Source organism: Actinoplanes sp. HUAS TT8 (assembly GCF_051380535.1).
In the GTDB taxonomy this organism is placed as follows: Bacteria; Actinomycetota; Actinomycetes; order Mycobacteriales; family Micromonosporaceae; genus Actinoplanes.
On record NZ_CP195646.1, the window covers coordinates 11,139,159 to 11,151,079 of the forward strand.

At 70.5% G+C, this 11,921-nt stretch carries 9 protein-coding genes and 2 pseudogenes; 6 read left to right on the top strand and 5 right to left on the bottom strand.

Annotation, left to right across the window (positions count from 1 at the left end):
• Positions 1 to 32: 32 nt before the first annotated feature.
• Positions 33 to 704, bottom strand: a pseudogene (locus tag ACSHV8_RS49735) (ABC transporter ATP-binding protein); the annotation flags it as partial.
• Positions 705 to 817: 113 nt separating this feature from the next.
• Here ACSHV8_RS49735 and ACSHV8_RS49740 point away from each other — a divergent pair.
• Positions 818 to 1,927, top strand: coding sequence for a sensor histidine kinase (locus tag ACSHV8_RS49740; protein WP_436527479.1), 1,110 nt, complete (start codon positions 818 to 820; stop codon positions 1,925 to 1,927).
• Between the two features lie 253 nt (positions 1,928 to 2,180).
• Positions 2,181 to 2,849, top strand: a complete 669-nt coding sequence (locus ACSHV8_RS49745) for a response regulator (RefSeq protein ID WP_436527480.1) — start codon at positions 2,181 to 2,183, stop codon at positions 2,847 to 2,849.
• 234 nt (positions 2,850 to 3,083) lie between these two features.
• On the opposite strand, the gene ACSHV8_RS49750 is transcribed toward ACSHV8_RS49745, so the two are convergent.
• From ACSHV8_RS49750 to ACSHV8_RS49760, 3 genes are all read right to left on the bottom strand, one after another.
• The gene (locus ACSHV8_RS49750; RefSeq protein ID WP_436527481.1) at positions 3,084 to 4,292 is read right to left on the bottom strand and encodes a pyridoxal phosphate-dependent aminotransferase; all 1,209 of its coding nucleotides are present in this window, start codon (positions 4,290 to 4,292) and stop codon (positions 3,084 to 3,086) included.
• A gap of 181 nt (positions 4,293 to 4,473) precedes the next feature.
• Positions 4,474 to 6,003, bottom strand: coding sequence for a substrate-binding domain-containing protein (locus ACSHV8_RS49755; RefSeq protein WP_436527482.1), 1,530 nt, complete (start codon positions 6,001 to 6,003; stop codon positions 4,474 to 4,476).
• A 98-nt stretch (positions 6,004 to 6,101) separates the two neighbouring features.
• Positions 6,102 to 6,764, bottom strand: coding sequence for a TetR/AcrR family transcriptional regulator (locus ACSHV8_RS49760; protein ID WP_436527483.1), 663 nt, complete (start codon positions 6,762 to 6,764; stop codon positions 6,102 to 6,104).
• Positions 6,765 to 6,843: 79 nt separating this feature from the next.
• Here ACSHV8_RS49760 and ACSHV8_RS49765 point away from each other — a divergent pair, with 79 nt between their 5' ends.
• Positions 6,844 to 8,271, top strand: a complete 1,428-nt coding sequence (locus ACSHV8_RS49765) for an MFS transporter (RefSeq protein ID WP_436527484.1) — start codon at positions 6,844 to 6,846, stop codon at positions 8,269 to 8,271.
• A gap of 77 nt (positions 8,272 to 8,348) precedes the next feature.
• A pseudogene (locus ACSHV8_RS49770) lies at positions 8,349 to 9,422 on the top strand (benzoate/H(+) symporter BenE family transporter); the annotation flags it as partial.
• A gap of 27 nt (positions 9,423 to 9,449) precedes the next feature.
• On the opposite strand, the gene ACSHV8_RS49775 reads toward ACSHV8_RS49770, so the two are convergent.
• Positions 9,450 to 10,166 (bottom strand): nicotinamide mononucleotide transporter family protein, encoded by a 717-nt coding sequence (locus ACSHV8_RS49775; RefSeq protein WP_436527485.1) that lies wholly within the window; start codon positions 10,164 to 10,166, stop codon positions 9,450 to 9,452.
• A 58-nt stretch (positions 10,167 to 10,224) separates the two neighbouring features.
• Between ACSHV8_RS49775 and ACSHV8_RS49780 the strand changes: the two genes are divergently transcribed.
• Together ACSHV8_RS49780 and ACSHV8_RS49785 are read left to right on the top strand one after the other, a co-directional pair.
• The gene (locus ACSHV8_RS49780) at positions 10,225 to 11,220 is read left to right on the top strand and encodes a magnesium transporter CorA family protein (RefSeq protein WP_436527486.1); all 996 of its coding nucleotides are present in this window, start codon (positions 10,225 to 10,227) and stop codon (positions 11,218 to 11,220) included.
• Positions 11,221 to 11,253: 33 nt separating this feature from the next.
• Positions 11,254 to 11,898 carry an ABC transporter ATP-binding protein gene (locus ACSHV8_RS49785; protein WP_436527487.1) on the top strand — a complete coding sequence of 215 codons (645 nt, stop codon included), beginning with the start codon at positions 11,254 to 11,256 and terminating at the stop codon, positions 11,896 to 11,898.
• The last annotated feature ends 23 nt before the right edge of the window (positions 11,899 to 11,921 follow it).

The following is an 11,921-nucleotide window of genomic DNA, read 5'->3' on the forward strand; positions in this document are numbered from 1 at the left end:
GCCTCCTTGAGATGGGTGAGCACGAGCGACTCCAGCGAATGCGCGCCGGTGACCAGTGCGTCCACGTCGCCGGCGACCCGGACCCGGCCGCCGGCCAGCACGATCAGGTGGTCGCAAACTCGTTCGACGTCGCCGAGCAGGTGGGACGAGAGCACCGCGGACGCGCCCAGCTCGGCCACCGACTCCAGCAGGTCACGCAGGAACGCGTCGCGGGCGAGCGGGTCGAGAGCGGCCGCCGGCTCGTCGAAGATCAGCAGGTCGGGGCGCTTGGCGACGGCCAGGGTGAGCGCGAGCTGAGCGCGCTGACCGCCGGAGAGCCGCCCGGCCCGCTGCCCCGGACGCAGACCGGACCGCTCCACCCGGCGACGGGCGAGACCGGCGTCCCACCCGGGGTTGAGCCGGGCGCCGAGGCGCAGATGCTCCTCGACAGTAAGAGAGGTGTAGATCGGGGTGTCCTGGGCGACGAAGCCGACCCGGGCCAGGTGGGCGGCGGTCGCGCCGGGCCGGCCGCCGAGCACCTCCAGCGTGCCCGCGGTGGGCTCGATCAGGCCGCAGGCGAGCTGCAGCAGAGTGGATTTGCCGGCACCGTTCGGCCCGACCAGGCCGGTCACACGGCCGGCCGGCACGTCCAGATCACAGTCGGTCAGGGCAAGATGTTTGCCGTATCGCTTGGTGAGGCCGATGGCCTTGAGCACGGAGGACATGCCGACCATCGTGCTGATCCGGGCGTTCGCGCACACCCTTCCAAAGAAGGGGCGAGCAGTACTTTCGGCCGGTACGGCGGCCTGGCCGCCGACGTACCGTGTCCGCTGTGGAGATGCGGGAACGACTCATCCAGTTCGTGCTCGCCACCGCGCTGGTGTTCGCGGTGGCGCTGACCGCCGCGGCGATCGCGACCAGCTGGGGCGGGTGGTATTGGCTGTTCGGCGCGGCGATGGGGCTGTGCCTGGGCGCGATCGCGCTCGCGCGGCGGCGGGCCCCGATCGCGGCGGCGACTCTCGGTCTGGTGCTGGCGATGGCGTCGGCCCTGATCGCGCGTCTCGCCGGGTTGCCGCGGGAGCCCGGTCCGGCCGGGATCCTCGCGCTCGCGGTGCTGGTGGGGATGGTGGTGCGCCGCAGCTCGTACTCGAAGGCGGTCGCCGTCGTCGCCGGGGCGCTGACGGTCGTTCTGCTCGTCTTCCTGGCCGGTCAACCCGTGGGCGGCCAGGTGAACCTGGTGGCCGCGCTCAACGCCATCGGCTGGGCCGGGGCGATCGCGACCGGCCTCGCGCTGCGGCTGGCCGATCGAACCAAGAAGGAAACCGCTGAGAAGGTACGTCGTGACGTGCGCCTGGAGTTGGCCCGCGAGCTGCACGACGTGGCCGCTCATCACCTGACCGGGCTGATCGTGCAGGCACAGAGCGCGCGCATTCTGGCCAGGAAACGACCCGACGAGCTGGACGGATCGCTGGAAGCGGTGGAGAGCGCCGGGGCGGACGCGCTGGACGCGATGCGCCGGGTGGTCGGGCTTCTCCGCGACAGCGACGACGCGTTGGCCGCGCCGCCGGAGCAGGTGCGTGAGCTGGTCCGGCAGTTCGAGCGGCACGGTCCGACGGTGCGGCTCGACCTGCCGGCGGATCCAATGCCCTGGCCGCCGGAGGTGGCCGGCACGGTGCAGCGGGTCGTGCAGGAGTCACTGACCAACATCGCGCGGCACGCTCCACAAGCGAGCGAGGTCGCGGTCACGGTCCGGCGCGACGAGGAGGATGTGCATGTGCGGATCACGGACGACGGGCCGCAGGCGACACGGCCGGGCCGGCGCGGGGGATACGGTCTGGTGGGCATGCGCGAGCGGGTCGAGGCGTTGGGCGGCACCTTCCGGGCCGGTCCGCACGACGGCGCGGGGTGGGTGGTCGCCGCAACCCTCCCGGCAACGGTCGACGCATGACCAGCGGCTGTCGAGCGTGGCGCCGCTGAGTGAGGGTAGTGGCGGTGGCTGAGCGTGGTGCCGCCGAGTGAGGGTGGCGCCGCCTGGCGAGCGTGGTGGCGGTGGGTGAGCGTGGTGGCGGTGGGTGAGCGTGGAGTCGCCGGCGAGTGGGGTGCCGCTGAGTGAGCGTGATGCTGCCCGGCGAGGGCGGCGCCGGTGGGTGGGCGTGGTGCTGGTGGGTGGGGCGTGACGGTGGCCGTTTAGGGGGACCGACGTGACGATCAGGGTGTTGATCGCTGATGACCAGGAGATGGTTCGGAAAGGCCTTCGGGTGATCCTGGACGACGAGCCGGACATCGAGGTGGTCGCCGAGGCCGGGGACGGGCTGGAGGCGCTGACGCTGGCGCGGCGGCTCCGGCCGGACGTCTGCCTGATCGACATCCGGATGCCCAGGATGGACGGTGTCGAGGTGACTCGGGCGTTGGCCGGGCCCGGGGTGAAGGATCCGCTGCGGATCGTGGTGGTGACCACGTTCGGCGAGGACGAGTATGTCGACGGGGCGCTGCGGGCCGGGGCGACCGGGTTCCTGCTCAAGGGGGCCAGCAGACAGCTGCTGATCGAGGGTGTTCGGGCGGCGCACAACGGGGAGTCGCTGATCTCGCCGGCGGTGGCGGCGCGGCTGGTGCGCCAGTTGAATGCGACGCGGCCGGCGTCCGGGCCGATCCGGCACAGCCTCACCGATCGGGAGCTGGCGGTGGCCCGGGAGATCGCCCGCGCCCGGACCAACCCGGAGATCGCCGCCGTCCTGTTCATCACGCTCAGCACGGTGAAGGGGCACGTGGCGGCGATCCAGAGCAAGCTCGGGCTGCCCAATCGGGTGGCGATCACGAACTGGGTGCGGGACAACGGGCTCGCCGAGGAGGGCCACACCCGAGCGGGGTGAGGCTCGGGCCATCCGCCGGCGCGGCCACCCGGTCGGCGGGTGCGCGGTGAAACGCCGGTGGTGAGACGCCGGTGGCGGCGCGGCTGCCTGATGGGCACGCGGTGGCGGTGCGGTTTACCGGTTGGGGAGTGCAGTGCCCGGAGCGGCGGCGCCCACCCAGCGGGCGGCCGTTGGGCGGGCGCCGCCGGGCGGGCGGCCGCTGGGTGTGGTGCGGCGGCGGTTGGGTGGGTGGGGCTACTGGTGGTAGGTGGATAGGAAGGTGCGGATTCGGGAGACGGCGTCGTCGAGGACGTCGGTGGAGGCGAGGAAGACCAGGCGCAGGTGGTCCGGGGTGTCCAGGTTGAAGCCGCTGCCGTGGGAGATGAGCAGATGCTGCTGTTCCAGCAGGTCGATGACCAGGCGCTCGTCGTCGTGGATCTTGTGGACCTGGGGGTCGAGGCGGGCGAAGAGGTAGAGGGCGCCGGCCGGCTTGACGCAGTCGACGCCGGGGATGTCGACGAGGGACTGCCAGGCGTGGTCGCGCTGTTCCAGCAGGCGGCCGCCGGGGCGGGTCAGCTCCTCGATGCTCTGGTATCCGCCGAGCGCGGTCTGGATCGCGTGCTGGGCCGGCACGTTCGGGCAGACGCGCATGTTGGCCAGCAGTTGCAGCCCGTCCAGGTAATCCGAGTCCCCGCCGCTGCTGAATCCGCTGGTGGCGAGCCAGCCGGAGCGGAAACCGGCGGCGCGGTAGACCTTGGACAGGCCGCCCATGCTGACGACCGGAACGTCCGGGGCGAGGGCGGCGAGCGTGTGGTGCGTCGCTCCGTCGTACACAATCTTGTCGTAGATCTCGTCGGCGAAGATCAGCAAACCGTGTTTGCGGGCAAGCTCGATCATGCCGAGCAGGACCTCTTCGGAGTAGACCGCGCCGGTCGGGTTGTTCGGGTTGATCACGACGAGGGCGCGGGTGCGTTCGGTGATCCGGGACGCGATGTGTTCCAGGTCGGGCGCCCAGCCGGCGCTCTCGTCGCAGCGGTAATGCACCGCGCGTCCGCTGCAGAGGTTCACCGCGCCGGTCCAGAGCGGGTAGTCGGGGCTGGGGACGAGCACCTCGTCGCCGGTGTCGAGCAGCGCCTGCAGCACCATGACGATGAGTTCGGAGACGCCGTTGCCGAGGAGTACGTCGTCCGGCTGCACGCCGGTCACGCCCAGGTTCTGGTAGTGCTGGGCGACCGCGACCCGCGCGGAGTAGATGCCGCGCGCGTCGCTGTAGCCCTGGGCGGCCACGATGTTCTGCACCACGTCGGCCACGATGGGTTCGGGCGTGGCCAGCCCCCACGGCGCCGGGTTGCCCAGGTTCAGCTTGAGGATCCGGTGACCGGCGGCCTCCAGTTCTTGGGCCCGGCGCAGCACCGGGCCGCGGATGTCGTACCGGACACTTTTCAGCCGCTGCGCCTGCCGCATCGGACCTCCTCCAACGTCGGTGCGAAACCGAGGCACCGGCACGACCGACCCTCGGCACGATCCCGAGTCGCCGCCGCCACGGACGCCTCGGCACGATCCCGAGTCGCCGCCGCCACGGACATCTCGGCGTGAGCCTGAGTCGCCGCCGCCACCGACACCTCGGTGTACCCGAGGACCGATGCTAGATGGCCGTGAACGTCAGGACCGCCGAGTAAGTCCCCGGCAGTGTCGATGTCGGCGCGTTCAGGACCAGATGCGCACCGAGCCGAGCGGTCCCCACGTCCCCCGATCCGAGCGTCGCGGCCCGGTCCAGCGTCACCGGCGGCCCGGCCGTGACGTGCTGGGCCGGCCCGGCGTCGAGCACGGCCGGTGTCCAGGTCAGGCGTCCCGCCGGGATGCTGTGGGACGCCCCGTCGGTGAAGTCGGTGATCTGCCCGCTGACGTTCCATCCGGGGCTGCCGGCGCGGGTGTCGGCCACGGTCACGGTCCGGATGTCGCCGGAGGTGACGAGTGTCTCTCCGTCCGGCGAGAGGACCGGCGACGGAAGGACGACGTCCCCGGTCTCGACCGAGACGGTGAGGGTTCCCGGTTCCACGGTCGTCGTGATGATCTCGGTCGGGTCTGGCGCGGTCGGGTAGGGCGCGGTGTCCAGGATCGTGGTTCCGTCGGCCCGGAAGGTCGGGTTGGCGCAGCCCGTTACCTGCAGTACCGACGTGTCGGCCCCGGGCACCCGCCGCAGTTGTTCCATGGCGTCGGTCGTCAGGTTGAGCGGGATCGGCGCGTATCCCAGCAGATCCACCTGCTGTTGACCGGCGCAGATGGCGTACCCGGCGAAGCGGGTCACGCCGAGCCCGGCGTCGGCCGTGAACCGTGCCGTGGTCGCGGTCGGCACCACCAGGTAGTGATAGAACGGCACCGGGTAGGCCCGCGGGTCCGGGTTGGCGAAGGCCGGTGTCAGGTCGGGTGTCCGGCCGGCCCGGGTGAGCCCGATGGTGATGCTGGTCGCGGTCGGCCTGGTCCAGAAGCCGGCCACGTTGCGGATCTCGGCGACGGTGTTGCGGGTGCTCAGGGCGTAGGGGTGGGGGACGTAGGCGATCGACCCTTCGCTGTTCTCCACGAATCCGGCCGTGTTCAGCGCTCCGGCCAACCCGACGAAGTTCCCGCCGTTGACGGGGTAGAGCGCGGTCGCCCCGCACGACCCGCAGTATTCGGCCCACTGTGCGGGCCGGCGCGTGGCCAGCCAGGACGTGAAGGCCAGGGTGGTGCCGTTGGCGTCGGCGCGGACCACCGGGCGGACGGCGGTGCCGGGCAGCGTGACGCCGGGGTTGTCGGCGGCGATCGCCGGGTCGTTCCAGCGGGTGATCGTGCCGGTGAAGATCCCGGCCAGGACCGGTTCGGACAGGCGCAGATCGGTCACGCGCCGGCCGTCGGCGGTCAGCCGGTAGGCGAAGTCGACCGCGTCGCCGACCAGCGGGGCGTACGTGAAAGCCGAGGCCGGCGGTGTGTCGTACGGAAGGTCGGTCACGGCGAAGTCGACCAGGCCGTTCGCGAAGTGGTTCAGGCCGGCCGTCGACCCGACGCCGTCGTAGTTGATCACCATGCCGCCCGGCCGTTGTGCCGACCACCAGTCCACGGCGTTGGCGCTGCCGGTGTCCCCGGCGCCGGTGATTCTGGTGGACGTCCCGGCGAAGGCCGGCGTTCCGGTTGTCATGACTGTCACGGCGCACAGCAGTGCTGTCGCCGTTCTGGGAATCCCCCGCATGACGGTCCAGCCAAGCGGTCGCAGATGGAGGGCCGGGGCGGCCCGGGTTAACGAGAGACTGCCATCGTCTCGACCGCGGACATCAGCAGGTCGAGGCCGAACGCGTAGTACCGCTCCAGGTCGGGTGCCCGCTCGAACGTCTTGGCGAACTCGATCATCATCGGGAAGCGGTCGGCCGGCAGGCATTCCATCTGGACGCGTTTTTGCCGGCGCCACTCCTCGGCCTTTTCCGGCGGCACGGTCGCCGGGCAGCCGGGCTGGCCCGCGACCAGGCCCATCGCGCCGTTGAGCAGGTACATCGCGATCCAGTAGGACTCCTCGACGTCGAAGCCGGCGTCGGCCAGCAGCGCGAGGGTGTCGTTGGTGGCGCGGGTGAAGCTCGGTGTCTGCGTCTTGTCGGTGGAGTGCAGCAGCTCGGGCAGGCTCGGGTGCGCGCGCATGACGCCGACCACAGTTTCGACGATCGTGCGGAGCTGTTTCTGCCACGGATCGCCGGCTGTCCGGTCGGCCCGGACGTCGCTGAGCACGTGGTCGACGACGCCGAGCAGGAGCTCGTCCTTGTTCTTGAAATGCCAGTACAGCGCCATCGGGGTGACGCCCAGCTCCTTGGCCAGGCGACGGATGGTGATCGCGTCCGGGCCTTCCTCGTCGGCGAGGCGCAGGGCCCGCTCGGCGACGGCCGCCTTGGTGAGTCGTTCAGCTGGGGTCACTTGACAACCATACAACGTACAGGTCTCATGTACGAGGTACATGTACGTCGTACAAGTACGCTGTACACGAGGGGGAGCGATGGAGAAGAACCGTCGGTGGTGGGCGCTGGTCGCGGTGGCGCTCGGCACCTTCATGACGTACCTCGACAACAACGTCGTCAATGTGGCGCTGCCGAGCATCCAGCGCGAGCTGGGCCTGACCATTTCCGGACTGGAGTGGATCACCAGCGCGTACATCCTGGTCTTTGCCGGTCTTCTGCTGGCCGGTGGTCGTCTCGGCGACGTGGTCGGCCACCGGATGGTCTTCCTGTCCGGCCTGGGGATCTTCACGGTCGCGTCGGTCGCGGCCGGTCTGGCCGGCAGCCAGGAACTGCTGATCGGCGCCCGGGCCGCCCAGGGGATCGGCGCGGCGCTGCTGTCACCGGCCGCGCTCGCCCTGATCCAGGAGTTCTTCCCGGACCCGAAGGAGCGCGGCACCGCGATCGGCATCTGGGGTGCGGTCGGCGCGCTCGCCCTCGCGGTCGGCCCGCTGACCGGCGGCGTCCTGGCCGAGCACGTCTCCTGGGGCTGGATCTTCCTGATCAACCTGCCGATCGGCGTGGCCACGTTCGCGCTCTCGATGATCACCATGCCGCGCGGTCAGGCCACCCGGCAGGCCAACTTCTTCCGGAGGATGGACCCGATCGGCCTGATCACGTCCTCGGTCGCGCTGTTCGCTCTCACCTACGGCCTGATCGAGGGCGACGCCAAGGGCTGGACCTCCGGGCTGATCCTGGGATCGTTCGCGGTCGCGGCGGTGGCCGCCACCGCGTTCGTGGTCCAGCAGAGCCGTACCGAAGACTCGATGGTGAATCTGGCGTTCTTCCGGCTGCGGATGTTCACCGGCGGTCTGCTGGCCATGGGCCTGTGGGCCTTCGGGGTCTTCGGCATCTACTTCTACATGGCCATCTACCTGCAGAACGTGCTCGGCTTCTCGCCGACCGAGGCCGGTGCCGGCTTCGTCCCGCTCGCGCTGATCACCGCGGTCGGCGCCGTTCTGGCCCCGCGGTTCGAGGCCCGCTTCGGCGTCGCCCGGGTGACCGCTTTCGGTCTGCTGGTGATGGGCGCGTCGATCCTGGGCATCGCCCAGTACGGCGAGGGCACCCACTACCTCGACCTGCTGCCCTGGTTCGCCCTCTACGGCGTCGGCGGCGGCCTGCTCATCCCGCTGAGCAACGTGGTGCTGGGCGCCCTGCCGAGCGAGCGGGCCGGGATCGCCTCGGGCATGCTCAACGTCTCCCGCGAGGTGTTCGGCCTGCTCGGCGTGACCGTGCTGGGCGCCATCCTGAGCAACCGGGCCGGCGCGTCGACCGGCACCGAACTGCACCGCTACCTGGTCGGTTACCAGACCGCCCTGGTCGTCGCCTCGATCCTGATCCTGGTCGGCGTGCCGCTCAGCCTCTGGATGCTCCGCAAGGCGAAGCCGGTCGGGCCGGAGCCGGTGGTCCCTGTGCTTGAGATGGTCTGAGAGCCGCCTGTCGAGGGGTCGGCCGTCCGTGGTCGACTCCTCGGGTGACTACGGTGACGAAGACAAAAGTGACGTCGATGGTGAAACCGAGCGCAATCGTGGCGGGCCTCGTCGCCGTCCTGGTCTCGTTCTCCGGCCCGTTCGCGGTGGTGCTCACCGCCGCGTCGGCCGCGCACCTGACCGAGGCCCAGACCACCTCGTGGGTCTGGGCCATCGCCATCGGCAGCGGCCTCTCCGGTCTGGTGCTGAGCCTGGTCACGAAGCAGCCGGTGATCACCGCCTTCTCGACGCCGGGCGCGGCGCTGCTGGTCGGCTCGCTGAGCGCGTACAAGTACTCGGACGCCGTCGGCGCGTTCCTGTTCGCCGCGGTCGGCATGACGATTCTCGGCTTCTCCGGACTCTTCGGCCGGATCCTGGCCAAGGTCCCGCCGGGCATCATCGCGGCGATGCTGGCGGGCATCCTGCTCCCGTTCGCGCTCGACGCGTTCCGGCAGCTCCCGGGCGCCCCGGCGGTGGTTCTGACCGTGCTGATCGCGTACTTCATCGGTCGTCGATTCATGCCGAACTATGCCGTGCTGCTCGGGCTCGGCTCGGGGTCGCTGGTGGCGGCGCTGCAGCACGAGCTGCATCTCGGCGGGGTCTCGGCCAAGCTCACCCTTCCGCACCTGACCGTGCCCACGCTGAACTGGTCGGCGCTGGTCAGCGTCGGTCTGCCGCTGCTGATCGTGACGATGGCCGGGCAGAACGCGCCCGGTCTGGCCGTACTCCGGGTGAGCGGCTATCAGCCGGATGATCGACTGCTGCTCGGCGGCACCGGCATCGTCTCGGTGCTGCTGGCGCCGTTCGGCAGCCACGGCATCAACCTCGCCGCGATCACCGCGGCGATCTGCACGGGAGAACAAGCCCACCCCAACCCCAGATTTCGGTACGTCGCGGGAGTGGCCTGTGGTTTCTTCTACCTGGTCTGCGGTTTCCTCGGCACCGGCCTGGTCGGTTTCTTCACCGCGCTGCCGAAACCGCTGGTCGCCGCCGTCTGCGGGGTGGCCCTGCTCGGCGCGTTGCTCAACAGCCTGGCCGGCGCGCTCGACGACAAGCCGGCCCGCGAGGGCGCCCTGGTCACGCTGGCCGCGACCGCGTCCGGGATGACCGTGGCGCACGTCGGCTCGGCGTTCTGGGGCCTAATTGCCGGCGTGGGCGTGCACCTTGTCCTGCAGCGGCGGCAGCGGGCGGCGCGAGATGCGCAGCCAGACCACGAAACCCCAGATCACGAAGCCGGCGTAGACCGCGTAGAGCACCGCTGACGGGTAATAGCCGAAGTGCAGCAGCTCCGGGACGCCGACCAGGTCGACGGCGATCCAGCAGAGCCAGAACTCGACCCAGCCGCGGGCCATCGCGTACGTCGCCAGCATGGAACCCACGAAGATCCACGAGTCGGCCAGGTAGTACCACCAGGGCACCGGGAAACCGGCGCCGACCTGGCGGAACACGAAGAAGCAGCCGGCCACGGCGAGCAGCGCGGCCGGGATGAAGACCAGCCGCTGCCGATGGCCGGCCCAGTGCGGCACCACGGCGGCGCCCTGCCCGCGGCGGCGGTTGCGGCGCCACAGCCACCATCCGTACACGCTGGTGATCAGGAAGAACACCTGGCGGGCGGCCTGCCCGTACAGCGGGGTGCCCTGATCGTTGCCGACCGCCTGCCCGACGAAGACCGTGAACAGCAGGATGTTGCCGACGATCCCGACCGGCCAGGCCCAGGCGCTGCGGCGCAGCCCGAACAGCGCCGAGCCCAGACCGAAGGCGTTGCCGACGATCTCCCGCCAGTAGATCGCCTGATCGGCGGTCACCTGCCACTTCGCGGTGTAGAACGCGGTCAGCAGGTCATCGAGCCAAGTCACGACTCATCGTAGGCCGAGCGGAGTTTCCGCCCGGTTTCCGCCCGGGCATAGTGAGACGGTGACAACCGCGATCTCCTGTCCCGTTCAGATCCGCCTGTACTCGGAGGGCCGGGTGATGAACCAGGATTTCGCGTACGGGGATCTGGCCGCCGCTCTGCGTGACCACCCCGACGCCGTGGCCTGGCTGGATCTGCTCGAACCGTCGGCGCCGGACCTGGCCACCGTCGGCGCCGAGTACGGACTGCACCCGCTCGCGATCGAGGACGCCCTGGCCGACCACGAGCGGCCCAAGCTGGATCGCTACCCGGATCACCTGTTCGTCAACGTCTACGCGGTCTCGGTCCCGCACGCCGAGGAGAAACCGCACAAGGTGGAGATCAGCGCCTTCGTCACCAAGCGCGTGCTGATCACCGTGCACAAGGGCGCGGGCGACGTCGACAAGCTCACCCAACGCTGGGATCAAGATCCAGATCTGGCCGCCTCCGGCGGAATCAATTTCCTTCTGTACGGACTTTTCGACGTCGTCGTCGACAGCCAGTACGACGCCGCCCGCCGCATCGACGAGGCGATGGACAAGATCGAGGACGCCATGCTGGGTGAGGGCGGCGCGCCCCGCCCGGTGCGTATGCACGGTTTCGCCCTGCGCCGCACGCTGGCCCAGCTGCGCCGCGCCGTCGCCCCGATGGAGGACGTGGTCGCCGAGATCCTCCGGCCCGACGGTGACCTGGTCGACGACGACCTGCGGCCGTACTACCGCGACGTCGAGGACCACGCCGAACGCGCCCTGGAGTCGATCGAGCACTCGCTCACCCGGATCACCGAACTGCTCGACGCCGACCTGAACGAGCAGAGCAACATCCTCAACGACATCACCCGCAAACTCGCCGCGTGGGCCGCCATCATCGCCGTCCCGACCGCGCTGACCGGCTATTTCGGGCAGAACCTGCCCTATCCCGGCTACGCCCAGCCCTGGGGTTTCGCGATGAGCTCGGTGCTGATCGTCGTCATGGCGACCTCCCTGTACTTCTACCTCAAGAAGCGGGGCTGGCTGTAGTAACGTCCCCCATCGATCGGGGGTAGCGAATACATGGAACTGTCATCGGTTGATCTCGGATACACCAACGGCGACCCGGTGCTGCGCGGGGTGACCGTGACCGCCCGCCCCGGCGAGGTGCTGGCGGTCACCGGAACTTCCGGAGCCGGGAAGACGACACTGCTGAACGCCATGGCCGGGCTGCTCGCCCCACGCGCCGGCACGGTCACCGTGGACGGCTCGGTGCTCGGCGGCCGGGACGACGCGGTCGGCCGCGGCGTGGTGCTGATCCCGCAGGAGAACGGGCTGGCCGCGATCCTCACCGCGGCCGAGAACGTGTCCGTCGCGGTGATCGCCACCGGCGGCTCACCGGCCGACGCCCGCCGCCGGACAGCCGACGCGCTGGCCGCGGTCGGCCTGGCCGGCCAGGCCAACCAGCTGATCGAGGAGCTCTCCGGCGGCCAGCAGCAGCGCGCCGCGATCGCTCGCGGGCTGGCCCTGCGGGGCCGGGTGGTGCTGGCCGACGAGGTCACCAGCGAGCTCGACGCGGCCAACCGGCAGAAGGTCCTGGAGCTGCTGCGGGCCGAGGCCGACCGCGGCGCGACCGTCGTGCTGGCCACCCACGACCCGGAGGCGGCGGCCGCCTGCGACCGCGAGGTGCACCTGGCCGACGGCGTCGCCGGCTGGGCCCGGCCCTGAAATCCACCGGACGTTGTCCACAG